The following is a 25,224-nucleotide window of genomic DNA, read 5'->3' on the forward strand; positions in this document are numbered from 1 at the left end:
ACGATCATCGACGTTCATCATGCGGGAATAGCTGTGCATCATGCTTGTGGGTTATTGTGTGCTCAAAAAAAGCACAGTGGCGCCTTAATCGTGAGCAGGTGAAAATACTATTACCAGCAACGCTAATAGGATTCTGTGTTAATTGTACGGCATTTTTTTATGCCTATACGTTAATGTCGCCTTCTATGGCAACCATTCTTTTTTTTATGTATCCATTTTTTGTATTACTTTATGAAGTGGTTATACAAAAGCAGCCAGTTTTTATTTATAAAGTGCTGGCCTTGGCGTTGGCCTTTGCAGGCTTGATTTTTATCATTTGGGATGGAAATACCACGTTAAGTTTGATGGGGGTAGCCCTCAGCATGGGTGCAGGCATCTGTTATGCCGGTTTTTGCGGCAGCCTCACATCTCGCCCATTGCAAGCGGTGGACGCCTATGTGCTATCGGCCTGGGTGACTACCATATCGGCGGTCATATTTATGATAATGTGCCTGACTAAAGGACAGCCGCTGTTATCCAATCATGTGAAGGGGTGGTTTTATACTTCACTGATTGCCATTATTTGTACAGTGCTGGCCACCGTGTCTATTTATACCGCGATTCACTGGATAGGCGCCACCAACGCTTCCATTATTGCAACGGCAGAACCAGTTATTGTCTTTATCTTTGGTTTTATTTTCCTTGATGAAAAACTCACAGCCAGCATTGCTTTGGGAATTATGCTGGTGGTCTCCGGGTTATTAATTATGCAATGGCCGGATGTTAAAAAAGGATTTTTACGGAAAGCTCGCGGGCAGGCGATATAAAAGAGCGTACTCCCAGCACCACCGGCAGTAGGGAGGCTTTTTGCGAGCCGTAAGGCTATCAATTAACCGTCCTGGCTACGGTGTTGAAAGGGCGTTCGTAAAAAAATTATAAACGCGGCTGGAAAAAGTATGTCCCTTTTCTTGTGAACCAGTACAGCCGGTTTTTGAACACTATTAGTTCTTTCGCCGGTTTGCTGAATTAGTGACGTATGTATCTTTTTTATAAATCCTGAATTCAAGTCATAAATGCATAACCCATGACTTTTCTTGCATTCACTCCAGTTAACTCTTTGAATGCCTCATATGGTGTTTTGTAACCGAGGCATTTCCTGGGCCTGCTGTTCAGCTTGTCTACCGCAATGATAACGTCTCTTTCTTTGACGTTATGAAGCTCCATTGATTTGGGAAAGTACTGCCTGAGCAGCCCATTGGCATTCTCATTCTGGCCTCTCTCCCAAGAGTGGTAGGGCACAGCAAAGTAGCTGTCGCAGCTCAAGGCTTTGTTGATTGCTTCATGCTGAGCAAATTCCTTACCGTTGTCGTAAGTGATCGTTTTAACAAACCTTTTCAGGGGCTTGAGTGTATCAATCACTGCCTGTTTAACCGCTTTTGCTTTCTTTCCTGGCAGCGGAACAGCAAGGCGCAGTTTAGTCTTTCGCTCATCCAGTGTGGCAATGGCACCCTTATGGTTTTTGCCGATTACGGTATCCGCCTCCCAGTCACCAACACGCCCCCTGTTGTTGACGATCTCCGGGCGCTCTTCAATACCTACCCGGTTAGGTATGCCTGTTCGGTTATGAGCTGAACCATATCGCTTTCGGTACGTTTTTTTCTGATGGCGCAAGTGTTTATACAGGGTACCGTCAGTGCGCTTATCATCCTCTATGAACTGGTAAATCGTCTCATGATGCAACTTGATTATCCCTTCTTTTTCAAGCCTTCCAGCCACTTGCTCAGGACTCCAGTCAGCCCGGATATCTTGAGCAATCCGTCGCTTAATATCTTCCGTCAACTTCACCGCCTTGGGTTTTTCCTTATGACGCTGTTGAGCCTTACGATGAGCCTGCTGGTGCCTGTAACCACGCTGCCCTGTGTTGCGTCCTAACTCCCGTGACAGCGAACTCTGTGAACGCCCGAGTTTTTCTGCAATTTTATTTTGAGAAGTCCCATTTTTCAGTTCGATTTCGATATAATGTCTCTCTTCAGAGCTAAGGTGCTTAAAGGCCATCCTTGGCGTCCTCTGTTTGGTTTGGTTGCTTAACAGAGTACCCCTGAGTTCTGATTCACTTCAAAGGCTCTGTAACAACCCTCTGGTTACAGAGGTTATGCATTTATGATACAAATTCAGGAATATCGTCTACTGCTTGCGATAGTTTTACTGCTAACCCTGAAGCATGGCTGCTTTTACCGCTATTGATGAGCTCGGCTATCAATCGGAAAGTAGCAGAAAGCCCCAAAACCTGAAAATTATCACCGTATAAGGGGTTTTTAAACAAAATTCTAACGGGATCACCGCCATTGGGTACAGTTCCACCCAGTGTTTCTAAACCTTTTCGGGCGGCTGTACCGAGGGTTTTATAGACAGTAACCTGATTTCTGTTCTGGTCGATTACAAAATACATGTAAACTCGCTCTTGCTATGGTTTGCATTTATTGCTTGAATCCTGCTTTAAATAGTCTGCAAACAATACTTCTTGACACTTTCTGGTCTTGATTTCTGTCCCGGAGAGCCGGGGTGGCCATAGGGGAAAATCAGGTGTCACAAATCATAAGCTCTCTTTTCTTGCCCTGAGTGCTAATTTTCCATCAATGCCCTCGGAAATTTAATAAACAAACTGCTTCTCGCACTGTCATTTTCGTTGAGCAGCTCCCGATCAAAGCTATGTAAAAAGGCATCTGTCAATGCCTGCTCCATGGGATTACATGGGCAGCCTTTGAAGTCGATGACCAGCAGCCGGTAAACACGCCGCTGCTTGTCCATATTTTTCAGCGACTGCTTTCCTGATACAAATATCAGGCACTCCATGCCATTTTCCGGCTCGCGGTCGAGATGCATGATATACAAGTGCTCCCGCTGATTTGGTTGGTTACCAGCAGCTGGCATATTATTGTTCAGGTAAGGAAAAAGGTTGACATCAGGTTCAGCGCTTCGGGTTAAGCTTCCCTCCCTGCGCACTTGCTCAGGAATATCAACGCCCTCTCGGCCAGTTAACATGGGTACGGTGTTGTCGGTGTAGTAGATCAGCATTCTTTTGCTCGCTGAATCAATCAATATTCCGCTTCGATCAGGCAAAGACCAGATGATTTCAGTGGCAGCCTGCGCCTCTCCCAGTGCGTCCATTAGCTTAAGCTTGCTTGATAAGACTTGCTTTTTTTTAATGTGAATATTGTTATTGACAGCATGCAAACAGCACAGGGCAACCCGTCTGAATTCCGGCAGGTTGTTTTGATCGCTGGCTCGTTTAGTGCGGCCGTACATAGCAAAAACGGAACCCTCCATTAAGGCACCATAACGTTGCTGGTTATTGTCAGCTTGCTTGCGCTCCCGATTGGTTGCCAGGCCTAGCTGAGTCATTTGTCCACTCTGGTGCAGCGCACGCTTGACCGATAACTCTGTGCGTATTTTTCCCAGCTTGTGAACGAGCGATTCCTTGAATGACTTAATTTGAAGTTGAGCCTGTTTTTCCGGACCAAGTGAGGGGAAATCAAGCCCCTGAATTATTGGACAGGGGATGTCTTTCTCTATCTGCGCCAATAATTGGACTTTCAACCCTGAGTAGTAATCAGTAGATAACAGGCGATCGGCCTCTTTGTAGCGAATGAGTTCAAGAGTGTCCTTTGCGGAAAGTTCCTCCTCTTTGTCAACCTTATTCCTGACGACAACTTTCATGCTGCCACTGTCCTGCTTGCATTGATTCAATACCAGATAGGCAGTACCCTGCGCAAAGGAGCTAAGTTCAGGGTAGTGCGGGGGCTGCTGCACGCTGACCTTTGACCAGTAACCACTTTCTCGTATTGTCTGAATAGCCCAGTCCTTCAGGTCAGGCTGACCATCACCCAGGTTGTCGATCACAATCAGCGGTTGTTTTTTCTCTTCAGGCATCTGCGTGATAAAGTGATTCTGTTGCCACTGAGGCCTGAATATAAACTGCTTTACTTTAAAGCCACACTGAGTCAGCAGTTCCAGCAGTTTTCTGGCAATCAAATGTTGCCATGTATTAACTGTCCGCCTGATATCGCACATTCGTGTGGCCACCGTGTGCTCTCCATTATTCCAGGCGTGATGTCGTAACAGAGGCGTTTCTCCCTCCTGCAACTTTGGAGGAAAGAGTAGGTAATGGCGTTTATGGTAGCGACCATCAAGAAATCGGATAAAACGAAAACGGGCGGAACTGCCTACACTAACAATCTGCAATGCACTGCTTGAAGAGATATCAGGGTTCACCTCCATGATCTTATTGACCAGGAAAAAATTAAGTAGATTGGGCTTTTTCCAAGTCAGTTGCACATCCAGAGCGTGGAGTCTTGGGTGCTTCAGTTTCGGGTCGTCATCAAGAACCGTGTCCAGTAGGATTTTTGACTGGTAGCAGGTGGGGGTAAGCTTGTAGCCGTGGAGCCCGTCGTGAAGCATTTTACCCCACAATAGCAACCGAAGAATTTTCAGAAATAACCGGTCATAAGGGATCTGCAACCCATCCAGAGTATCGGTATTGGCTTGTCGCTGATATTCGGCGGGCAGCAGGTAGACATAGATATGGGTGTTCTCGACATCGCACCGGCACACCTTGTATTGAATTTTCTCTCGAGCCAGTCCGGCAGCTTCTTGTTCATCCAGTATTCGCTGTCCGATTTTTTCATATAACTGGCTGTAATACTCTTTCCAGGTGACGCCCCGGTCTCGCTCATAATTAATGACGCCCCAGAAAATTCGGAAAGGCAAACCGCTAAACGCTGGTCTTGCCAGTATGGCTTTAACCCGTTGTTGAAACTCCGACTCACTGAGTCCCTCAAGGTAAATGCCGGTGGTGTAGGCGCCGGGCAAAGCGTTATCTAGCGGCTCGATCATTTAGCGCTCTCCTGTCTGACAGAACTTCATGGCGTTTAACTGATCCAGCAGGGGCCGTTTGATCGTCATCAGTTTGTGAACACCGGAAAGATACCCCTGCTTGTCGGCTTTTTCGTAGTTGTGATAAGCCGGGAACACCTCAAACAAATTCATACACTGAACCACTTGCTCCCCATAATCAGTGAGTAGCTTAAAGCTTTCGGCCTCCAGCCAGTCACGGTTAGTTTCCAGAGTGGTGTTAAGCAAGATAACTGAACCAACGGTCAATCGGGTGTTAGCAAAGCACTCAGTTACGGCATGAAGCTTGGTGCGCAGATGCCTGATCAGTGTTTCGGAAGGTTCCTTTTTATCACCCCGGCACCAGTTCTTGACATCAATACAGGTGACAGACTGGTCGTGAAAGATGTAAAAATCAAATTGCTCATACGCCTGCGGCCCGAGCAGATCAAACATTTCATCGACACTCAGATATCTTACATTCAGCATCTGCAACAGCTGCCTGAACAAGCATTCGCCAATAGCCCCGCGCAGGTGCGGAATGATGCCCGGTAGGGGAAGGAGTTGCGAAAAATCCGGAGTCACCAGTTTCTGGCATTTGCGCAACAACAACCGCACCATCTGCTCCACGCTCACGCCGCTGGATAAAGGGTCATGAATTGACAGCGAGTTGGCAGGACTGTATTGCTCAACACCGCCGTCCATATCAGTCAATACATCGTGATTCTGATCGCTGTAACAGAAAACCATGTCTTTCGGTCCATAGTCCTTTACTAACAGGTAAATGGAGTCAATCAACGTCTGCCTGGCCTGAGAGTTGCGGGTATAAGGCAGGTTTTTCAGGGCCTTAATAGCAGCCGCTGGATTACTGAGCAGCTTGGGTGAACTCAGCTCATCCCGAAACCGGGCTGCCTGCTGGTCTCCTTTGCGGGCCTCATGGATGGCATTAGGAATCAGGTCTTTGACCAGGGTTTTAAGACGCATAGAGGCTGCCAGTGAATCAGCTTCCAGTGCTTCTCGACCACCCGGCTTGCACAACCAATCCTTTCGACGCTGGAGGCAGTACTCCATATAGGCCCGGTTGTTGACTGACATCTGCTCAAATACAGGCGTGTTGTCGTCTGTATTCAGATAGTTATAGGTCAGGCAATTTTGCCGAATAACATCCTCCGGAATCCACAGCTCACAAAGCATTTTGCAGTCTTTGCGCTCATTTCGCCCACGACTCTGGTTGTCTTCGCAGAGCAGGGAAATCAGGTGCTGTCTGTTCAGAAACTGACGCTGGTCAGGCCGCAGACAGTGAAAATTCCGATAATCACCAAGCCTTCTGTGGGTTCCTTCAGAGTCTTCCCGCCACAATAGCATTAGATTGTAAATGCTGGTCATGGTGCGCTCGCCATTGTGGGAGATGACGTGGCTCCAAAATGGACCGTTGATAAGCACCAACCGATCGAAATCGACCTCGTAGGGCTGGTCAACTCCTGCCAGCGAGTGCCTGTACCTTGGATAAAAACTGACCCCGGTGCCAGCGGCCGCACGATAAGACAGCATGGCGATGGTGGTGTCAGCGTCATCAAGAGTGAGCCACTCACGCAGTGCATCGGCTTTCTTGCCGAGGCTGGCGGTAAACAGGATGACGCGCAGTTTTCGATGATCGTTGAATGGCTTGATTTCAAAAACATGACGATCCTTGTCCAGAACCCTTACTCCCCCTAATGGTGTTGCTTGGGAGGTTTGTAAAAATGTAATGTGGTTTTGCATCGCTCGGACAAAACGCTGACTGATGCCCAAGGCAAAGGTGTGTTTTTGCTCGTAGCAGGCCAGCAACATAGCGCTGAGCTGTCGGCTCAGCTCCCGCTGCTGAAAGATATTCAGGTACTCACTGGGCTTGAGCAAGGCGCTATTCCAATAATCCATGAATACTGCTTCTACCTTGGGGGGTAGCTGGGCGATGGTGTCAGCACCCTCAGGAATTGAGTGAATTTCAGGTTGATGATAGGAGGCACGAAACTCTCTTAACGTAACCGCATCTCCTGTTGTCCTCCTCTCACGGATAGCGATGCCCAGATTGGCGGCAGGGTCTTGCCCGTATTTATACATAAAATGACGGTGATACTTATCCGCCTGATGTTGCTTAAGACCAGTGGTTGCCGACAATAGAAAGACGCGGTTGCGGGTGTTGTAGAGCATTCGAAACAAAGCGACCTCGGGACTCTCGCGAATCTGGCGAATGTGAAACCGAATGTTGATAAAAGACTCAGCGGCGTCGTAAGGGAAACGCAGCTTTTCTTCCGGTATCAGACTGAAAACAAGCTTGTAACAGAAGTGGACAAAGAACAGGTCGATGGGCTGGTCTGTGTCCACAACTCCGTCAAAAGCACCTTCAGAGTGCCGACCGGTTTCCCGAGCATGCTGAATCAACAGGCCTAGCGGGCTGTTTCTTGACGCTCCCAGAGATCGCCCGCTGAGATAGGCAATAAGCTGCCGGGGTTTCTCGTCAAATCGGCTGCCAGCACAAAGAATGCACAGCACTGTCTGATAGAACTGATGTAGATTGACCTCACCGGGAATATCCTCTTCACCATAGTATATTTCACAGACCCGATCACCACAGGCCTTTCGCAACCGTACCCTTTTCAACGCCTCATCATTCACAAAGGTACATCTGCCAATACGAAAAATGTCGCGGGTCAGGGCAACAATGCGGTCGGCACTGTTGCTGTTGACAATAATCTGATCGATATTGTCGGTGAACAGGCCCAGAACCTGATCGAACTCTTCCGGCTGCATAATTTTGGAATTATTCAGCACGGTTTCAATCTGATCGCAGAAAGAAGTTTTGGACGCAAGGTAGGGCGTTCTGCCAAGCTCGTCCTTGCTCACCGTTCTCACTTGTGCCCGAATGCTATTTACAGTAGCCAGTGCGTGCGCCAGATTCATGTCTTTATCGACCAGGGTATCGGTCGTGCTGTCTACGAAAATATTATGGGCTGCGTGCTCTTCATCCAGAATGATGTCAAACGCACAGTACTGTTTACGGAATATGTTGCTTTCGTCTGTTTTGTAAATGTCATCTTTAATGACTTGAAGCTGTTCTGGAAAAGTCTTTCTTGCTGCGCTGTATGATAGTGCGGCAACTCCTTGGTCAGAAAGATTGCCACTGACCACGCTATGGAAGCTGTTGCTTTTGAGATAAAGCTCTGCCCCATCACCATTATCCCCCTCCTCCATAGAGCCTTTTTTGATGGCGGGTGCAATAATGTTGCGGTCAAATTTTTTGGTAGTGGCCAGGATAATGGTCGGCCCAACCAGAACATGGGTCAGTGGCACCAGATGATCAAGCACCTCGGTAAACAACCGGTAGGGGCAGGCTCTCTTGCCTTCGACCAGGATCTGATTCTGAGACTCGTGGGCCTGGCGGTAGAGATCACGAAGCTGAGACAGGGTGGCTACCTTATCAAACACGGCTTTAGCCAGTTTGTTTAACGCCTTTTCTAAAGCCAGCAACTCCTGCCCCAGTATTCGCTCGTGCTCAGAGCAAATCTCATCGAGTCCGGCTTTTCTGGCGTAGGAGATCTGCTTCTCTGTATTTTCAACGCATTTTAATGCGTAGTCTAAATGAGTGAACTCATCGAGCCTGAACCGCTGTGGGATCCTTTTGCTCGCCCTGCACCAAGTTTTATATCGCTCCCGATTGGGGATGGCTCTATCTTCGGTGGTTGCCCAACGGATAAAGTCGGGGTTGCGCTTATCTTCTCTTGATAAAAAGCAAACTATCGCAATCCCGGCTTTTCGAATCTCGTTAATAACAAAAGGTGGAATCGCAATTTGAGCCTTTTGTGGCGTAGTAAAAACGAGGTGACGGTTCCGATCATCTGACGTGGACACATATTCTGTATAAGAAAGCAGTGTGCCTACCGTTTTTCCGAACCCGGTGCCCAGATTGTCAATAATAACAGCGGGCAATTCCTTCATTTTAAAATGCTCGGACAACCGTCGTTGAATCTCACGAACCTGGTCAATAATATACGGATCCACCAGATGCTGCCTGACTATTTCGCTGACAGGATCAAGACCTAATGAAAAGCTATTTGGTATTGAAGAAACCATGTGCATAGCTCCGCCAGACATCGGGCAAAGGTAGGGAGCCTGATGTCGTTAGAAAATCAAATATAAGTATTCAGTTTATAGAAAATAGTTTTTACATATGAAAACGCGAGCAATTTGCATCAGCAATTAAAAACTTAATCGGGTAAGAGCTGGCATCTCCCCAGCTCTTACCAAGCTACCCAGCATAATTCCGTGCCATGCGGTTTACTGAGGGGAGTGAACCTGATCTTCATTCCTGAGAGCCAGGGCTACATAGGGGAAACCGAGGTGGTTTTTGTACTAAATGACTATAGGCAATAATATGAAAAATGAAATTTCAAAATCTACGTTTAAAGCCCAGGCCCTAGAGGTGATGAGAGGTGTTGAGCAAAGCGGTGAAGCAGTTGTGATCACATCTCATGGTAAGCCTACCTTAGTAATTAAGCCATATAAGGGTTGCCCTGATAAAAGCCCTTTAGAGCTGCTTGAAGGCAGTGTTTTAGCCTTTGACGACCCAGCAGACCCAATGGGAGAAGATGACTGGGAGGCTGCCAATTGATAGTTTTGGATACTCATACACTGGTTTGGTGGGTTAATAAAAGTGACCGGCTCAGCAATACTGCACGATCACTCATTGAAAAGCAGATGGAAGATGGGCAAATTATTGTTTCGTCAATCACCGCTTGGGAAATATCTCTTTTGGTTTCCAAAGAAAGATTGAAGCTATCAATGGATGTTGATTCATGGCTGGGTGTTGTCAGCTCCATTGTTAACTGTCGATGAAAGAATACAAGCCTACCCATATGTGAAGGCTGTTTGGTGATAACTATTAAGATCGGGGGGAGTAATGATGAAAATACGCTGCTTTGATACTGGGTCGGATATTGAGGATTTAATCAGTCGTTGGAATAAAAAATAAGCTGACCCTTGACCTGCATATGACTGAGTGAAGAATAGTGAATAGCGGTTTTCAGAAACGATAAAAGGACGCTGTATGTCAACAAACAGGGCTAAAGAATCAGCTCGATGCTTTATTGGTCAGCAACCCCAAACCTTGTCTAGACCAGTAGTCACAAGCGGGTGGCACTGCTGAGTTCGATCCTTTTTAATGGTTTTTTTCAGGAGGCCAATATTCAGGTATGTTATTTCTAGTCATTCTTACAGACATAAAAAAACCGGAGCAAATATGCTCCGGTTTTTTCGATATTTGGTAGCCGAGGCCGGACTCGAACCGGCACGCTTTTAAAGGCAACGGATTTTGAATCCGTCGTGTCTACCAATTCCACCACTCGGCCAGTGACTGCGTATTATACGGAAGCATTGATGGTTTGCAAGTGCTGTTGGGACTGTTTGTGTATTTCGTTATTATGCGATTATGGTTGTCTAATGGCTGGGCGAAGGATTACGTGGAGCAGTGGTGTAGTGTCTTGTGGCAGTGAAGTTATAACCTACTATATATAAATGAACCTATCCGGTTAAAGAGGGTCAAATCAGGTTGTTGAATCGTCGATTGTTTTTTTCCGGTCTGGCTGGGGGCATTATTTCTGCATTGAACAGGACTTCCGGTTTCGACTATCAAGGTATAGGTGTCATATGAAGCGGGTTGTCGGGTGGTTTTTAATAATCCTGTTTTTAGTGCTGGCATGGCGTTTTTTTTCAGCAGATGTGTCTGTGTGGGTTAATGAGGAGCCAGTCATCGGGCCGTTGGCGGGTTTGGCCGGAGGTGGTATCTCCCTGATGGTCGCTTTCATGCTGCTGGGGGTGGCGCTGGCCGTACTGTTCCTGTTTGCCGGGATAGGCCTGTTCTTTTTTGCTGTTATGATTGCGGTGATTTTCCCCTGGTTACTGCCTTTATTGATTCCTGTGGGTATTGCCCTGGCTTTTCTCGGGTTGATCCGAAACCGTCAAAAGAAGATGGTAGGTCGTGAGTATAAATCTGCCTGATAGGGCGAGGGCTTCCAGGAGCGGTGTACTTGCCACCCTGTTCTCACGCCATGAAAAGATAAGGGTATCACCCCGCCTGACAGTCCTGGTCAGATGCAGTATCCTTCCCTCCTTTTTTATTACTCTTTGACGAAGGGTAACGAGTCTCGATGCAAGTCAGTGATTTTGATTTTGATCTGCCCGACGCGCAGATCGCACGATTCCCTGCGGAGGAAAGGACAGGCAGTCGCCTGTTATGCCTGGATGGTGCTTCTGGCAAGACCCGGCACAGGCAGTTTGCAGAGATTGAGGATTTGTTGCAGCCCGGCGATTTGCTGGTGCTGAATAATACCCGTGTTATTCCGGCCCGGCTCTATGGTCGCAAGGAGAGCGGCGGCAAGATAGAAATGCTGGTGGAGCGGGTGGTTGATGACCGGCGGGTACTGGCACACATTCGTTCCAGTAAAACGCCAAAGCCGGGAGCAACCCTGTATTTTGCGGATGATCAGGTGATAGCAACCCTGGAAGAGCGCCGTGGTGCTTTGTTTGTGCTGCATTTTGAACGGCCGGTGCTGCCCCAGTTGCAAGAGCATGGTCATATGCCATTGCCTCCTTATATTGACAGGGATGATGACCAGGCTGACAGGCTGAGGTATCAGACTGTTTTTGCCGAGCGTGATGGTGCGGTGGCGGCACCCACGGCCGGGCTGCATTTTGATGAGGCTTTATTGCAGCGGTTGGAGCAAAAAGGCATTCGTAAGGTGTTTGTCACCCTGCATGTGGGCTCCGGAACGTTTCAACCGGTACGGGTTGATAATATTGAAGACCATGTCATGCACTCTGAGTACATTGAAGTGCCAGAGGCCGTTTGCCAGGCGGTAAGGGAGACCCGGGCCAATGGTGGCCGGGTGGTGGCTGTGGGTACAACCAGCGTGCGTAGCCTGGAGTCGGCCTCCCTGGAAGGAGAAATCAAGCCCTTCCAGGGTGATACGGATATCTTTATTTATCCGGGTTATCAGTTCCGCAGTGTGGATGTGATGATCACCAACTTCCATCTACCCCAGTCAACCCTGTTGATGCTGGTGAGTGCATTTTCCGGGCAGGAAGCGGTTCTTGGTGCCTACCGGGAAGCAGTGGCTGAAGGTTATCGGTTTTTCAGTTATGGCGATGCCATGTGGCTGACGCGACAGCCCTGACGACACATTGGGTTCTTGAACAGGCTTCCAGGTGCAGTGGTTTAACTGCGCGGACATTATTAATAATTTCAGGCAATATTCAAACTCATGACGAGAGAATGCTTTATGCGGTTTGAGCAACTGGCCACTGATGGTCATGCTCGCCGTGGACGTTTGACGTTTCCCCGTGGTGTTGTTGAAACACCTTGCTTTATGCCAGTGGGCACCTATGGCACTGTTAAGGGGATGATGCCCAGGGATATCAAGGATATTGGTGCCCAGATTATCCTTGGTAACACCTTTCACCTGATGCTTCGTCCCGGTACTGAAGTGATTAAGGCTCATGGGGACCTTCATGATTTCAACCAGTGGGATGGGCCGATTCTCACCGACTCGGGTGGTTTTCAGGTATTCAGTTTGGGCGAGTTACGGAAAATTACCGAGGAGGGAGTGTCTTTCCGCTCGCCGGTGGATGGTTCCAAAGTGTTCCTGAGTCCGGAAATCTCCATGCAGGTTCAGCGGGGCCTGGGTTCTGATATTGTCATGATCTTTGACGAGTGTACGCCGGGGGATGCGGATGAAAAGCAGGCCCTTAAGTCCATGGAACTCTCCCTGCGCTGGGCGGCCCGTTCCAAGGCGGCCCATGGTGATAGTCCCTCTGCCTTATTTGGTATTGTTCAGGGTGGGATGTTTGAAAATCTGCGTGACCGCTCTCTGGAGGGCCTGGCAGAAATCGGTTTTGATGGCTATGCCATTGGTGGGCTGTCCGTGGGGGAAAGCAAGGAGGATATGATGCGTATCCTGTCCCATATCACCCCGCGGATTCCTGAAAATCACCCCCGTTACCTGATGGGCGTGGGCAAGCCGGAAGATATTGTTGAGGCGGTTTGCCGGGGGGTGGATATGTTCGACTGTGTGATGCCTACCCGTAATGCCCGTAATGGTCACCTGTTTACCGATGAGGGGGTGATTAAAATCCGTAATGCGGTGCATAAACGTGATGATCGTCCCCTGGAAGAGCATTGTGACTGCTATACTTGCCGCCATTTCAGTCGTTCTTATCTTAACCATCTGGACAAGTGCGGCGAGATTTTAGGCTCCATGCTAAACACGATCCATAACCTGCGTTATTATCAACGGGTGATGGCTGGATTGCGGGGAGCCATCGAACAGGGTAAATTGAGCGACTTTGTTGCAGAATTCTATCAGAAGCGGGGGCAGGCAGTGCCCACTTTTGGCCAGGAGTGATAATCTTCTGGGAGACCGACCGGGTGTGACCACTGTAACAGTGGTCGTTTTCCTGGTGGGGCTTGCAACCACCGCTGTCTGGATTTTTGCGGTAATAAAGGACTCGAAGGTGCTGCGGCATGTTGCCGTATCTTTGTAGTCGCTAACGGGACTAATTTTACAATCAGGAGTTTTTTGAATGTTGTCACTATTCAGTCTGGCTCACGCCGATGCAGCAGCTGCTCCGGCGGGACCGAGTATGGTAGGCCAGCTGATCATGCTGGGCGGCTTTGTTCTGATTTTCTGGCTGCTGATCTGGCGCCCCCAGAACAAGCGGTCAAAGCAGCATAAGAACTTGCTTGCTGGCCTGTCCAAGGGTGATGAGGTGGTTACCACCGGTGGGATTGTTGGCAAGGTGACGAATGTCACTGACGAATTCCTGACCCTGCAGGTGGCTGACAATATGGAGCTGAATTTCCAGAAAGCTTCTGTTGCAGCGGCACTGCCCAAAGGCACCATTAAGGCTATCAAATAACGATAGTGAAACAACCGGGGGCAGGAGACTGCCCTCGATTGTTTATGGCGAAACGGATTGTGCCTGGCCTGATCCAGGCATTTCACTTTTAACTCAGGACCGGTGAGCCATGCTCAATCGATACCCCCTGTGGAAGTACCTGCTTATTTTACTGGTTGTGGCCTGGGGCATCATTTATGCCCTGCCCAATTTCTATCCCGCTGATCCGGCTGTGCAGGTAACCGGAGTCAGTGCTTCTCACAAAATCACTGACTCAGTGCTGAAGCGTGCAGAGAAGGCACTGACAAAAGCGAATATTCATGTTAAGGCATCAGACCACAACGACGGCTCCCTGCTGATCCGCCTGAATCAGGCCGATCAGCAGCAGTTGGCCAAATCGCTGATTAAGGAAAGCCTGGGTGATGATTATGTGGTTGCCCTGAACCTGGCGCCCACGACCCCTGACTGGCTGACTGCCATCGGTGCCTATCCCATGAAACTGGGTCTGGATCTGTCCGGCGGTGTGCATTTTCTGTTAGAGGTAGATACCGCCAAAGCGGTGAAAACCAAGATGGATATTGCCAATGCGGAAATACGTTCCCTGCTGAGAAAGGAACGCCTGCGTTACAGAACATTGCCCGAGCGTCAGGATGGTGCCCGTCAGCTGGCATTTCTTGATGAAGACACCCGTGATAAGGCGGTGAAAAAAGTCGCAAGGGAATTTCCCGATTTTGTGGTGGAAGGCAGTGAGCTGAACGGTCGTTATGTTCTTTCCTACGGTTATACGGAAGCGGGTATTAAGGAAATTGAAGATTACGCGGTCCGCCAAAACCTGACCACTGTCCGCAACCGGGTGAATGAGTTGGGTGTTTCCGAACCCCTGGTTCAGAGGCAGGGTCGTAGTGGTATTATCGTGGAACTGCCGGGTGTTCAGGATACGGCGGAAGCCAAGCGTATCCTGGGTAAAACCGCTAACCTGGAATTCCGTCTTGAGGCAGGGGCCAAGGACTCCAGGGCCTCCACCGAAGAGTTTGAGTTCCGTGATTCCCGCAGGCCTCCGGCTGCCTTGGAAAGGGACATTATCATTACCGGTGACCAGGTATCCAGTGCCCAATCCAACTTTGATACCCAGACGGGGCAACCCCAGGTGAATATCAGTCTGGATAGCCACGGTGGCACACTCATGAACCGGGCCACCCGCCATAATATTGGCCGGGCTATGGCAGTGCTGTTTATCGAGCAAAAGCCTTATACCCGGACAGAAACCCGTGTGGAGAATGGCAAGGAAATCAAGGTCAAGGTTCCCGGTTTTAAGGAAGAGAAACATATTATCAGCCTGGCCACCATTCAGAGTGCCCTGGGTAATCAGTTCCGTATCACCGGCCTGGACTCTGTAGGTGAGGCCTCTGAGCTGGCCTTGCTGTTGCGGGCCGGTTCCCTGGCAGCCCCCATGTATTTTGCTGAAGAGCGTACCGTGGGTCCCAGCCTGGGGGCAGAAAATATTGCCATGGGCATTAACTCTACCCTGATTGGCCTGGCGCTGGTGGTGATGTTTATGGTGGTGGTGTACCGGGTTTTTGGTTTGATGGCCAATATTGCCCTGGCCTGCAACCTGATGTTGCTGACGGCAGCCATGAGTTTGTTTGGCGCTACCCTGACCATGCCTGGTATTGCCGGTATCGTGTTGACCCTGGGTATGGCCGTGGATGCCAATGTGTTGGTATTTTCCCGGATACGGGAAGAGATCAAGAATGGGCGGCCGATTCAGCGAGCCATTCATGATGGTTACGATCGTGCCTTTGTGTCCATTTTTGATGGTAATATCACCACCCTGCTGGTGGGTGTGATTCTGTTTGCAGTGGGAACAGGGCCTGTTAAGGGATTCGCTGTGACGCTGTCCATTGGTATTCTTACCTCCATGTTTACTGCCATTGTGGTAACCCGTTCACTGGTTAATCTGGTTTACGGTGGCCGCAATGTGAAAAAACTCTATATCTGAGGTGGGCAGTCATGAACAGGATAAGCGCATGAGTAAGAAAAAAAACATGACGCAAGCAAATGAAAATGCCGCGTCAGATGCAAGGCCTGATGAAAAAATCATAGGCTTTATGAAGCTGAGGACAATGGCAACGGTACTGTCACTGGTTCTCATTGTTGGCTCGCTGGTTTCCCTGGCTACCCGGGGAATAAGCTGGGGGCTGGATTTTACTGGTGGTACCCAGGTTGAGCTGTTTTATGAGAAGCCTGTCAATGTCTCTGATGTCAGGGAACAGTTGGCGGCGGACGGTCATCCGGACGCTATCGTCAAGGAATCCGGTTCCGCCAATAACATCCTTGTCACTATTGCCGGTGATGATGCCGCTCTGGGCAACCGTGTTGCCCAGATGCTGGATGCCAATTATGAGGGACGTGTTGAGGCCAAGCGGATAGAGTATGTGGGTCCCCAGGTGGGGGAAAAACTCAGGGAGCAGGGTGGCCTGGGTATGCTGATGGCGCTGGGGCTGGTTATGCTCTATATTGCCTTTCGCTTCCAGTTCAAGTTCTCTGTGGGTGCGGTAACCGCACTGGCCCATGACTCGATCATTGTGCTGGGTGTGTTCTCCCTGTTGGGCTTGCAGTTTGACCTGACAGTCATGGCGGCCATTCTGGCGGTGGTAGGTTATTCATTGAACGACACTATCATTGTTTATGACCGCATCCGTGAGAATTTCCGCAAGCGCCGCAAGGGTGGACCTACTGAAATTATTGATGTTTCCCTGACCCAGACGTTGGGACGGACATTGGCAACTTCCGGTACTACTTTAATGGTGCTGGTGGCATTGTTCCTGTTTGGTGGCGATATGATTCATAACTTTGCCACAGCATTGATTGTGGGCATCGGAGTGGGTACCTATTCCTCTATTTATATTGCCTCCAACTTGCTGCTGTATATGAAGATCAGTCGGGAAGACCTGGTGATTCCTGTTAAGCAGGATGAGGTGGATGAAAGACCCTGATGGCTTTTATCTGATGGCATTTGACATTAAAAAACCGGGCTAATGCCCGGTTTTTTAATGTCTTTTAAGTATGGTAATGATGGGTAGAACTCAGGCTTAATACCGTCCCATACCGTCAATGACAAAAGGGCGAATGCGCTGAAGCACTTCCTTGAAGCATTTGGGAGAACCGCAGACCACCTGTCCTTTATCAAGAAAGTCCGGGCCGCCTTTAAAGTCGCTGACCAGGCCGCCTGCTTCTTGAATCAGCAGGGCACCTGCTGCCATATCGTACTCTTTCAGGCCAATTTCCCAGAAGGCATCCAGGCGACCACAGGCTACATAGGCCAGGTCCAGGGATGCGGCACCTGCGCGACGGATACCGGCGGTATCGCCCAGCAATGAGCGCATCATATTCAGGTAATTGTCCAGGTGGGTGATACCGGGGCGCATAAAAGGAATGCCGGTTCCAATCAGGGCACCTTCCAGGCTCTTGCGATTACTCACGCGAATGCGCTTGCTGTTGCGGGTTGCGCCCTGGCCGCGGCTGGCACAGAATTCTTCGCCTTTAATGGGATCTACAACAACGGCGTGTTCAAGACGACCGCGGTACTGGCAGGCAATGGAGATGGCAAACTGTGGGATGCCGCGGATAAAGTTAGTGGTGCCATCCAGGGGGTCAATAATCCAGAGGTAGTCTTTACCTTCGCCTTTGCCAGGCTGGTGACCGGATTCTTCACCGTAAAAACCGTGATCGGGATAAGCTTTGCGGAGTGCGTCGATGATGGCTTTTTCTGATGCCCTGTCCACTTCTGTGACGAAATCGTTTCTTTCTTTGCTCTCAACCTTGAGTTTATCAAGGTCTGAAAAAGCGTGAACAATAATATCGCCGGCCACACGCGCTGCGCGCAGGGCCATGTTAACCATGGGTTGCATAAGGCTGGACTACGTCTGAAATGTGAAAGATCTGTTTAAGGGGCTGTTCATGATCGTTTGCAGCTCGCAGAAAGATCGTGGGTAGCCACTAATTAAGGCGGCGCAGTATACCAGAATATTCCAGTGCCAGTTCAACCCTTTCTTACAAAAGGGTTGTATATAAATGAAAAAGCAGGGTTTATTCTGTTGGTGGGTGATGATGATACGGGGTTTTTTGTTATTTATACTGATGGTTATTTTCTGTTTTGTATCGGGTACACTGTCCCGTTGATTCAAGATCATCAGGGAATTCGGTAGTGCTTGATAATCTCTCTATTGTGCTGGTTAAACCTTCTCACCCCGGAAATATCGGTGCAGCCGCACGTGCGATGAAAACCATGGGGCTTAAGCAACTTTGTCTGGTTGAACCTGATGACTTTCCTTCTGGCACGGCCACGGCCCTGGCCTCGGGTGCTGATGATATTCTTGCGCAGGCCCGGGTGGTTTCTTCCCTGGAAGAGGCTGTTGCGGATTGCCAGTTTGTTGTTGGTACCAGCGCCAGGGTGAGAGGGGTTTCTTTGCCGCTGGTTGATCCTCGCAGTTGTGCTAAAACAATTCTTGAAGAGTCTTCCCGGGGCTCTGTTGGTCTGGTGTTTGGTCGTGAAGATAAAGGACTCACCAATGAGCAATTGAGGCTCTGCCATCTCCAGGTGCATATTCCCACCAATCCGGATTTTAGTTCATTGAATCTGGGGGCAGCCGTGCAAGTTATGTGTTATGAGTTGCGAATGTCAGGATTGCTGGCTTCGGGCGATATTGAGCTGCCGCAGGTGAGGAGTCATGACCTGGCCACTGTTGAGGATATGGAGCGTTTTTACAGTCATCTCTATGAGACATTGATTGAAATCGGCTTTCTTGACCATAGCAGCCACGAAAAAATTATGGCGAAGCTTCGCAGGCTGTACGGACGTGTTCGTCCTGACAGGGTTGAGCTCAGTATTCTCAGGGGGGTATTGTCTGAAACCCAGCGATGTCTGGATAAGCGCTCTTGACCGTGATGAGGTCTCAGGCCGCTAGAAGTTTCGGAGAACATTGATGTAGTCGTTCAAATAGTGGCCTTTGTTGAGTGGGGAGGTTTTTCCTCTGCAATGATAACAATTGATGAATAAGGCCATGTTTGAACGAGTAAAAGAAGATATTGCCAGCGTATTTGACCGGGATCCGGCGGCCCGGAATACCTTTGAGGTGTTGACGAATTACCCGGGTTTGCATGCTTTGCTGTTGCACCGCCTTGCCCATGGTATTTGGCGGCGTGGGTTTAAGTGGTTGGCCAGGAGTATTTCTACCTTCAGCCGCTGGTTTACCGGGATTGAAATTCATCCGGGCGCGACCATTGGCAGGCGTTTCTTCATTGATCACGGTATGGGTGTGGTGATTGGGGAAACCGCAGAAATTGGTAATGATGTGACCCTTTATCAGGGGGTGACCCTGGGTGGCACCTCATGGAATAAGGGTAAGCGCCATCCGACCCTTGAAGACGGCGTGGTTGTTGGTGCCGGTGCCAAGGTGTTGGGGCCTTTTACGGTGGGTAAGAATGCCAAGGTGGGTTCCAATGCGGTGGTGGTCAAGGCGGTGCCTGAAGGCGCAACGGTTGTGGGTATTCCTGGCAGGGTGGTTAAAAAGCGGGTGTCTGAGGACGAGCGTTTGCAGGCAATGGCGGAAAAGATGGGGTTTGATGCCTATGCGGTGACCTCTGAAATGCCGGACCCCACAGCCCATGCCATATCCGCCATGCTGAATCATTTGCAGGAAGTGGATTCGAGAATTGAGGTATTGTGCAAAACCCTGAAGGAGCAGGGGGTGGATTGCAAGGTGGGTCCTTTACCTGAGCTCAAGGAAGAAGACTTTGCAGCGGTAAAGGAAGAAGCGGAGGCTTCTGTGTGAATTGAAGGGGGGATAGAAGTGGGAGAATGGAGCTCCACTCTATCTGTTCCCGGTAAGCATACCTTCTTTATTCCGGGATGTGTTTTCCACGGATGACAGGTGTTCGTGAGTTCTATATGATGGCTCACCGCTATAAAAATATTTATTTTTAATTCTTTTCATTTATCCCGCCGAATTGATGAGTAATAATAGTTGACTGTTTTACTCAGGTATTTCATAATTCTTCATAGATGACTGGGCAGGCCAGATACTTTGGTTTGTTGATTAATTCCCGTCTTTAACCTGAAATAGATTGATTGAGGCTTATTGTGCCTGAGAGAGGCCTGGCATGCGATTAACCACTAAAGGACGTTACGCTGTAACCGCAATGCTCGACCTGGCGCTCCACGCAGGTCAGGGGCCTGTGGCACTGGCGGATATTTCGGAACGTCAGGGAATTTCCCTTTCCTATCTGGAGCAGTTGTTTTCAAGGCTGCGTCGTAATGACCTGGTGTCCAGTGTGAGGGGCCCCGGAGGGGGTTACCTGCTAAGTCGGGAATGCGAAAAGATTTTTGTTGCGGAGGTCATTGATGCCGTCAATGAATCCGTAGATGCTACACGCTGCAAGGGTAACGGTGGTTGCCAGCAGGGTGCTACCTGTCTTACACACCATTTATGGCATGATTTGAGTCGGCAGATCCACACCTTTCTTGGGGGGATCAGTCTGGCTGATCTGGTAGGCAAGCGGGAAGTCCAGCATGTAGCGTGCCGTCAGGACCGACAACAGCAAGGGCCTGAGGAACTTATTAAAAAGAGTGCCGCAGATCTTATGCTTTAGGTCTGGCGGAATGAATGACACTCAAGAGTATACAGACCGCTTGGAGAAGTATCAGATGAAGCTACCTATTTACCTTGATTACTCCGCAACAACACCGGTGGATCCCCGTGTTGCTGAAAAAATGAGTCAGTGCCTGTTGATGGAGGGTAATTTTGGTAATCCTGCTTCCCGCTCCCACGTGTTTGGCTGGAAAGCTGAAGAAGCCATCGAGAATGCCCGCCGGCAGGTTGCCGATTTGATTCATGCCGACCCCCGGGAAATTGTCTGGACATCGGGGGCTACAGAGTCGGATAACCTGGCCATAAAGGGCGTTGCTCATTTTTATGCAAAACAGGGTAAGCATATCATTACCTCTAAAATTGAGCATAAGGCGGTTCTGGATCCCTGCCGCCAGTTGGAAAGAGAAGGCTTTGAGGTGACTTATCTGGAGCCTGACAGTGCAGGGTTGATTCAACCGGAAGCGGTGGCAAGTGCCCTGAGGGATGACACCATTCTGGTCAGCCTGATGCATGTTAATAATGAAATTGGTGTGATTAACGATATTGCCGCTATCGGTGAAATTACCCGTGCTCGCAAAGTACTGTTCCATGTGGATGCTGCCCAGAGTGCAGGTAAACTGCCCCTTGATATGGAAGCCATGAAAGTGGACCTGCTGTCCATTTCTGCCCATAAAATGTATGGCCCCAAAGGTATGGGAGCTTTATATGTACGCCGTAAGCCCCGGGTTCGTCTTGAGTCCCAGATGCACGGTGGCGGACATGAACGGGGAATGCGCTCTGGAACCCTGCCTACCCACCAGATTGTGGGTATGGGTGAGGCTTGCCGTATCGCATCAGAAGAGATGGCTGTAGAGAATGAGCGTTTATTAAGCCTGAGGCAACGCTTTATTGATCGCCTGGCCGAAATGGAAGAGGTTCATATTAATGGCAGTCTTGAGCAGCGTGTGGCCGGAAACCTTAATATCAGCTTCGCTTATGTAGAAGGCGAATCCCTGATGATGGCCCTGAAAGACCTTGCCGTTTCATCCGGTTCTGCCTGTACCTCTGCCAGCCTTGAGCCTTCTTATGTCTTACGGGCTTTAGGGTTGAGTGATGAACTTGCGCATAGCTCCCTTCGCTTCAGCTTTGGCCGCTTTACTACAGTTGAAGAGGTTGAATATGCGGTAGATAAAGTGTGGGATGCTGTAAACAAACTCCGTGAGCTATCTCCTTTGTGGGATATGTACCAGGACGGTGTCGATCTCGACAACGTCCAGTGGGCTGCTCATTGACAAAGGTAGGCCTTGGAGGAGATTACAATGGCATATAGTGAAAAAGTGATTGATCATTACGAAAATCCGCGTAATGTTGGCAAACTGGATCAAAACTCATCTTCAGTGGGTACGGGTATGGTTGGAGCCCCCGCTTGCGGTGATGTTATGCGCCTGCAAATTCAGGTCAGTGAGCAGGGCGTTATAGAGGATGCCCGTTTTAAGACCTATGGGTGCGGCTCGGCCATTGCTTCCAGCTCATTGGCTACTGAGTGGATGAAAGGGAAAACCCTTGATGAGGCTTCCAGTATCCGAAATACCGATATTGCTGAAGAGCTGGCACTTCCCCCGGTTAAAATCCACTGCTCACTGTTGGCGGAAGATGCGATCAAGGCGGCTATTGACGATTATCGAAAGAAGCAGGATTCGACAGACGACCAGGCCTGATCGTCAATGGAATAATGGATTCAGATGTTGGAGTAGTGCATGGCAATAACCATGACTGAGGCGGCCGCCAGGCATATCAAAAAGCAGCTTGACAAGCGGGGAAGAGGTAGAGGCATCCGCCTGGGTGTTAAAACGTCCGGGTGTTCAGGCATGGCTTATGTGCTGGAATTTGTTGATGAGCAGCTTGAGAGTGATACGGTATTTGAGAACTTTGGCGTCAAGGTTTTTATTGATCCAAAGAGTCTTGTCTATATGGATGGCACCGAGCTGGATTTTGTTAAGGAAGGCCTTAACGAAGGATTTCAGTTTAATAATCCCAATGTTGCCAGTGAATGTGGTTGCGGCGAAAGTTTCAACGTTTGATCTGACACAGAGAAAGCAATCTATATCGTCGCATTACTGCGGTTGCGATAAACGGGATTTTAATAGTCTCTTTTATTTGTGATTGTTGTTCAAACCCTCTAAAACTGTTTCCAGGCCCGAGCAGACAGCTGTCGATATGAACTGGCAGCTATCTGCCCGGGTTTTTCTTCATCTGTTTACTTAAGTAGATTCAGAGTGGATATTACGCAAAACTATTTCGAGCTTTTTCAATTACCGGTTTCATGCCAACTGGATCATGGTAAGCTGGCCCTGAAATACCGGGAGCTACAGAAAACCGTTCATCCGGATCGCTTTGCCGGTGATGCCCATCGGCAACAGCGTCTATCTGTCCAGTATGCCGCTTACGTGAATGAAGCGTTTGATACTCTGAAATTACCCCTGAAGCGATTTATTTATCTGCTGAACCTGGCGGGCCTCTCTGTGGATATGGAGCAGAACACCGTTATGGATCCGGAGTTTCTTATGGAGCAGATGGCCTTAAGAGAGCAGATGGCAGAATTGCGAGGGCTGCCTGATCCAGAAGCAGGCATTGATCGGTTGATAAATGCAGTGGAGGATTCCCTTGATGAACTTTCTGAAGAGTTTGAGCGTCTTTGGGTTCAGGGGCAATCCGAGCATCTGAAGCAGGCCGAAACAGTTGTGCAGAAGATGCAGTTCATGGTAAAGGTGGCTGCTGAGCTGGAACAGCTGGAGTCTGAGCTACTGGATTGAGCCGGGCTATCAACAGCCCCTAGCGGGCACGAAGTTTTTATGGCAGGTTTCTCTACTTTTTTAAAGAGTTCTGGTTCAATTTTCTCCCCATAGACCAAGAGGCAGAGATGGCATTACTGCAGATTTCTGAGCCGGGGCAAAGCCCTGTTCCCCATCAGCGGAAAAAAGCGGTGGGTATTGACCTGGGAACCACAAACTCTCTTGTGGCCAGTGTCAGGTCAGGTTCAGCTATAACCCTTGAGGATGAACAGGGGGAACACTTATTACCCTCCGTTGTCCGGTATGGAAAAGAGGGACTGGTAGTAGGGAAGGCGGCATGCCAGCATATTAGCCAGGACCCTCTTAATACGATTGTATCCGTCAAACGTTTAATGGGACGCGGAATTCAGGATGTGGAAACGATGGGAGGCCTTATGCCCTATCGTTTTTCTGAGTCATCAAGTGCCATGCCCTATATTGAAACCGTGGCAGGTTTCGTGAGTCCGGTAGAAGTCTCTTCCGAGATTTTGAAAGCCCTGGTGAAACGGGCAGAGGATTCTCTGGAGGGCGCACTGGACGGGGCTGTTATTACGGTTCCGGCTTACTTTGATGATGCCCAGCGGCAGGCCACCAAAGATGCGGCAAAGCTGGCGGGGGTCAATGTCTATCGCCTGCTGAATGAGCCAACAGCGGCGGCTGTCGCCTATGGCCTGGATCACTGCCCGGAAGAGGCGGCAGAAGGTGTGATTGCGGTTTACGACCTTGGCGGGGGAACCTTTGACATCTCCATTCTTCGAATGGAACAGGGGGTTTTTCAGGTCTTGGCCACAGGGGGGGATACTGCCCTGGGGGGGGATGATTTTGATAAAGCCCTGGCACACTGGATATTGCAGCAGGTGCAATTGGACGAAGGGCACCTGAATAACTCTGTGTTACGTGAAGTGCTGATGCTTGCCCGAACAGTGAAAGAGTCCCTGACGGAGAAGGATTCTGTGGATATCCGTTTTAGGCAGTGGTCAGGCAAGATTAATCGACGACAATTCAATGAAATTATTGATTCTCTGGTTAATCGAACCATTCGAACGTTTAAGCGAACCCTCCGTGATGCCGGGGTAAAAACCAAAGACATCAATGAAGTGGTCATGGTGGGTGGCTCTACCCGGGTCTTGCGAGTCCGGGAAAAGGTGGAGCAATTTGCTGGCAAGGAACCGCTGACCGCTATTGATCCGGATCGGGTTGTGGCCATTGGTGCCGCTATTCAAGCCGATGTACTGTCCGGTAACCGCTCCGGCGATGATATGTTATTGCTGGATGTGATTCCCCTGTCCCTTGGGCTTGAAACCATGGGGGGGTTGATGGAAAAGCTGGTTCATCGAAATACCACTATTCCTGTTAGCCGGGCTCAGGATTTTACCACCTGCAAAGATGGCCAGAGCGCCATGGCTATTCATGTCTTTCAGGGAGAGCGTGAGCTGGTTCAGGATAATCGCTCCCTTGCCCGGTTTGAGTTGCGAGGTATTCCGGGCTTGCCTGCGGGTTCAGCCAAAATCCGGGTTACTTTCCAGGTAGATGCCGATGGACTGCTGAATGTGTCTGCGAAAGAACTGTCAACAGGCGTCAGCAGTAGTATTCAGGTGAAGCCCTCCTATGGGTTAAACGATGATGATATTGCCCGGATGATTCGGGACTCCTATGATCATGCCGGTGAGGACCTTGATCAGCGCCGACTGAAAGAACAGGAGGTGGAGGCTGACAGGGTTATTGAAGCACTGTCAGTGGCTTTGGAAAAGGATGGCAAGGCTCTGTTAAGTGAGGATGAGAGGCTGGCCTTGAATAACGATCTGGATAGTCTGAGAACGGTCAGGCAATCCGGTGATCCGGAGGCGATAGCCCTGGAGATTGACCGGGTCAGTCAAGGCAGTGAGGAATTTGCTGCGCGTCGAATGAATCAGGGCATCCGGCAGGCACTTTCCGGGCACACTATTGATGATTTGGAGAACTCCTGA

22 protein-coding genes and 1 tRNA gene are annotated in these 25,224 nt (G+C 49.5%); 17 read left to right on the plus strand and 6 right to left on the minus strand.

Annotation, left to right across the window (positions count from 1 at the left end; all coding sequences use genetic code 11):
- Nucleotides 1–56 precede the first annotated feature (56 nt).
- Complete coding sequence (locus tag MJ595_RS15220; RefSeq protein WP_263078816.1) at nucleotides 57–806, plus strand: DMT family transporter; 750 nt, start codon at nucleotides 57–59, stop codon at nucleotides 804–806.
- Between the two features lie 235 nt (nucleotides 807–1,041).
- Here MJ595_RS15220 and MJ595_RS15225 read toward each other — a convergent pair whose 3' ends face one another.
- The 4 genes from MJ595_RS15225 to MJ595_RS15240 all read right to left on the minus strand — a co-directional run bounded on the left by MJ595_RS15225 (nucleotide 1,042) and on the right by MJ595_RS15240 (nucleotide 8,979).
- Nucleotides 1,042–2,034, minus strand: a complete 993-nt coding sequence (locus MJ595_RS15225) for an IS30 family transposase (protein ID WP_263078067.1) — start codon at nucleotides 2,032–2,034, stop codon at nucleotides 1,042–1,044.
- A 103-nt stretch (nucleotides 2,035–2,137) separates the two neighbouring features.
- Nucleotides 2,138–2,428, minus strand: coding sequence for a hypothetical protein (locus MJ595_RS15230; protein WP_263078817.1), 291 nt, complete (start codon nucleotides 2,426–2,428; stop codon nucleotides 2,138–2,140).
- Between the two features lie 173 nt (nucleotides 2,429–2,601).
- A complete protein-coding gene (locus MJ595_RS15235) occupies nucleotides 2,602–4,872 on the minus strand; it encodes a hypothetical protein (protein ID WP_263078818.1) in 2,271 nt (756 codons plus the stop codon).
- Nucleotides 4,873–8,979 carry a hypothetical protein gene (locus tag MJ595_RS15240; RefSeq protein ID WP_263078819.1) on the minus strand — a complete coding sequence of 1,369 codons (4,107 nt, stop codon included), beginning with the start codon at nucleotides 8,977–8,979 and terminating at the stop codon, nucleotides 4,873–4,875.
- Nucleotides 8,980–9,280: 301 nt separating this feature from the next.
- Between MJ595_RS15240 and MJ595_RS15245 the strand changes: the two genes are divergently transcribed.
- Together MJ595_RS15245 and MJ595_RS15250 are read left to right on the plus strand one after the other, a co-directional pair.
- Nucleotides 9,281–9,517: a type II toxin-antitoxin system Phd/YefM family antitoxin gene (locus MJ595_RS15245; protein WP_263078820.1), complete on the plus strand. Its 237-nt coding sequence runs from the start codon at nucleotides 9,281–9,283 to the stop codon at nucleotides 9,515–9,517.
- Between the two features lie 5 nt (nucleotides 9,518–9,522).
- Nucleotides 9,523–9,741: a hypothetical protein gene (locus MJ595_RS15250; protein WP_263078821.1), complete on the plus strand. Its 219-nt coding sequence runs from the start codon at nucleotides 9,523–9,525 to the stop codon at nucleotides 9,739–9,741.
- Between the two features lie 425 nt (nucleotides 9,742–10,166).
- Here the strand turns inward: MJ595_RS15250 and MJ595_RS15255 are convergent.
- Nucleotides 10,167–10,253, minus strand: a tRNA-Leu gene (locus MJ595_RS15255).
- 298 nt (nucleotides 10,254–10,551) lie between these two features.
- On the opposite strand from MJ595_RS15255, the gene MJ595_RS15260 reads away from it, so the two are divergent.
- The 6 genes from MJ595_RS15260 (at nucleotide 10,552) to secF (ending at nucleotide 16,793) form a co-directional block, all read left to right on the plus strand.
- Nucleotides 10,552–10,902 carry a hypothetical protein gene (locus MJ595_RS15260; RefSeq protein ID WP_263078822.1) on the plus strand — a complete coding sequence of 117 codons (351 nt, stop codon included), beginning with the start codon at nucleotides 10,552–10,554 and terminating at the stop codon, nucleotides 10,900–10,902.
- A 149-nt stretch (nucleotides 10,903–11,051) separates the two neighbouring features.
- Nucleotides 11,052–12,077, plus strand: coding sequence for a tRNA preQ1(34) S-adenosylmethionine ribosyltransferase-isomerase QueA (queA, locus tag MJ595_RS15265; protein ID WP_263078823.1), 1,026 nt, complete (start codon nucleotides 11,052–11,054; stop codon nucleotides 12,075–12,077).
- A 105-nt stretch (nucleotides 12,078–12,182) separates the two neighbouring features.
- Nucleotides 12,183–13,304, plus strand: a complete 1,122-nt coding sequence (tgt, locus tag MJ595_RS15270) for a tRNA guanosine(34) transglycosylase Tgt (RefSeq protein ID WP_263078824.1) — start codon at nucleotides 12,183–12,185, stop codon at nucleotides 13,302–13,304.
- Nucleotides 13,305–13,482: 178 nt separating this feature from the next.
- On the plus strand, nucleotides 13,483–13,818 hold the full coding sequence (gene yajC, locus MJ595_RS15275) for a preprotein translocase subunit YajC (protein ID WP_263078825.1): 336 nt from the start codon (nucleotides 13,483–13,485) through the stop codon (nucleotides 13,816–13,818).
- Nucleotides 13,819–13,927: 109 nt separating this feature from the next.
- Complete coding sequence (gene secD, locus MJ595_RS15280) at nucleotides 13,928–15,796, plus strand: protein translocase subunit SecD (protein ID WP_263078826.1); 1,869 nt, start codon at nucleotides 13,928–13,930, stop codon at nucleotides 15,794–15,796.
- Between the two features lie 28 nt (nucleotides 15,797–15,824).
- Entirely contained in the window at nucleotides 15,825–16,793 is a 969-nt protein-coding gene (gene secF, locus MJ595_RS15285) for a protein translocase subunit SecF (RefSeq protein WP_263078827.1), read from the plus strand.
- Between the two features lie 96 nt (nucleotides 16,794–16,889).
- Here secF and MJ595_RS15290 read toward each other — a convergent pair whose 3' ends face one another.
- On the minus strand, nucleotides 16,890–17,708 hold the full coding sequence (locus MJ595_RS15290; RefSeq protein ID WP_263078828.1) for an inositol monophosphatase: 819 nt from the start codon (nucleotides 17,706–17,708) through the stop codon (nucleotides 16,890–16,892).
- Nucleotides 17,709–18,004: 296 nt separating this feature from the next.
- Here MJ595_RS15290 and MJ595_RS15295 point away from each other — a divergent pair, with 296 nt between their 5' ends.
- The 8 genes from MJ595_RS15295 (at nucleotide 18,005) to hscA (ending at nucleotide 25,224) form a co-directional block, all read left to right on the plus strand.
- Nucleotides 18,005–18,739, plus strand: coding sequence for an RNA methyltransferase (locus MJ595_RS15295; protein WP_263078829.1), 735 nt, complete (start codon nucleotides 18,005–18,007; stop codon nucleotides 18,737–18,739).
- A gap of 121 nt (nucleotides 18,740–18,860) precedes the next feature.
- The gene (gene cysE / locus MJ595_RS15300) at nucleotides 18,861–19,631 is read left to right on the plus strand and encodes a serine O-acetyltransferase (RefSeq protein WP_263322519.1); all 771 of its coding nucleotides are present in this window, start codon (nucleotides 18,861–18,863) and stop codon (nucleotides 19,629–19,631) included.
- A gap of 328 nt (nucleotides 19,632–19,959) precedes the next feature.
- Nucleotides 19,960–20,448, plus strand: a complete 489-nt coding sequence (gene iscR, locus MJ595_RS15305) for a Fe-S cluster assembly transcriptional regulator IscR (RefSeq protein WP_263078830.1) — start codon at nucleotides 19,960–19,962, stop codon at nucleotides 20,446–20,448.
- 55 nt (nucleotides 20,449–20,503) lie between these two features.
- Complete coding sequence (locus MJ595_RS15310) at nucleotides 20,504–21,718, plus strand: IscS subfamily cysteine desulfurase (RefSeq protein ID WP_263322520.1); 1,215 nt, start codon at nucleotides 20,504–20,506, stop codon at nucleotides 21,716–21,718.
- Nucleotides 21,719–21,745: 27 nt separating this feature from the next.
- Nucleotides 21,746–22,144, plus strand: coding sequence for a Fe-S cluster assembly scaffold IscU (gene iscU / locus MJ595_RS15315; RefSeq protein ID WP_263078831.1), 399 nt, complete (start codon nucleotides 21,746–21,748; stop codon nucleotides 22,142–22,144).
- 39 nt (nucleotides 22,145–22,183) lie between these two features.
- Complete coding sequence (gene iscA / locus MJ595_RS15320; protein ID WP_263078832.1) at nucleotides 22,184–22,507, plus strand: iron-sulfur cluster assembly protein IscA; 324 nt, start codon at nucleotides 22,184–22,186, stop codon at nucleotides 22,505–22,507.
- Nucleotides 22,508–22,702: 195 nt separating this feature from the next.
- Entirely contained in the window at nucleotides 22,703–23,239 is a 537-nt protein-coding gene (gene hscB, locus MJ595_RS15325) for a Fe-S protein assembly co-chaperone HscB (protein ID WP_263078833.1), read from the plus strand.
- Between the two features lie 107 nt (nucleotides 23,240–23,346).
- Nucleotides 23,347–25,224 (plus strand): Fe-S protein assembly chaperone HscA, encoded by a 1,878-nt coding sequence (hscA, locus tag MJ595_RS15330; RefSeq protein ID WP_263078835.1) that lies wholly within the window; start codon nucleotides 23,347–23,349, stop codon nucleotides 25,222–25,224.

This window comes from Endozoicomonas sp. Mp262 (assembly GCF_025643335.1).
Lineage (GTDB): Bacteria > Pseudomonadota > Gammaproteobacteria > Pseudomonadales > Endozoicomonadaceae > Endonucleibacter.

Bases quoted from the DNA above. Each gene is read 5' to 3' on its own strand.
- MJ595_RS15225 (WP_263078067.1), bottom strand. From the start codon at position 2,034: ATGGCCTTTAAGCACCTTAGCTCTGAAGAGAGACATTATATCGAAATC.
- MJ595_RS15230 (WP_263078817.1), bottom strand. From the start codon at position 2,428: ATGTATTTTGTAATCGACCAGAACAGAAATCAGGTTACTGTCTATAAA.
- MJ595_RS15235 (WP_263078818.1), bottom strand. From the start codon at position 4,872: ATGATCGAGCCGCTAGATAACGCTTTGCCCGGCGCCTACACCACCGGC.
- MJ595_RS15240 (WP_263078819.1), bottom strand. From the start codon at position 8,979: ATGGTTTCTTCAATACCAAATAGCTTTTCATTAGGTCTTGATCCTGTC.
- MJ595_RS15245 (WP_263078820.1), top strand. From the start codon at position 9,281: ATGAAAAATGAAATTTCAAAATCTACGTTTAAAGCCCAGGCCCTAGAG.
- MJ595_RS15260 (WP_263078822.1), top strand. From the start codon at position 10,552: ATGAAGCGGGTTGTCGGGTGGTTTTTAATAATCCTGTTTTTAGTGCTG.
- queA (WP_263078823.1), top strand. From the start codon at position 11,052: ATGCAAGTCAGTGATTTTGATTTTGATCTGCCCGACGCGCAGATCGCA.
- tgt (WP_263078824.1), top strand. From the start codon at position 12,183: ATGCGGTTTGAGCAACTGGCCACTGATGGTCATGCTCGCCGTGGACGT.
- yajC (WP_263078825.1), top strand. From the start codon at position 13,483: ATGTTGTCACTATTCAGTCTGGCTCACGCCGATGCAGCAGCTGCTCCG.
- secD (WP_263078826.1), top strand. From the start codon at position 13,928: ATGCTCAATCGATACCCCCTGTGGAAGTACCTGCTTATTTTACTGGTT.
- secF (WP_263078827.1), top strand. From the start codon at position 15,825: ATGAGTAAGAAAAAAAACATGACGCAAGCAAATGAAAATGCCGCGTCA.
- MJ595_RS15290 (WP_263078828.1), bottom strand. From the start codon at position 17,708: ATGCAACCCATGGTTAACATGGCCCTGCGCGCAGCGCGTGTGGCCGGC.
- cysE (WP_263322519.1), top strand. From the start codon at position 18,861: ATGTTTGAACGAGTAAAAGAAGATATTGCCAGCGTATTTGACCGGGAT.
- iscR (WP_263078830.1), top strand. From the start codon at position 19,960: ATGCGATTAACCACTAAAGGACGTTACGCTGTAACCGCAATGCTCGAC.
- MJ595_RS15310 (WP_263322520.1), top strand. From the start codon at position 20,504: ATGAAGCTACCTATTTACCTTGATTACTCCGCAACAACACCGGTGGAT.
- iscU (WP_263078831.1), top strand. From the start codon at position 21,746: ATGGCATATAGTGAAAAAGTGATTGATCATTACGAAAATCCGCGTAAT.
- iscA (WP_263078832.1), top strand. From the start codon at position 22,184: ATGGCAATAACCATGACTGAGGCGGCCGCCAGGCATATCAAAAAGCAG.
- hscA (WP_263078835.1), top strand. From the start codon at position 23,347: ATGGCATTACTGCAGATTTCTGAGCCGGGGCAAAGCCCTGTTCCCCAT.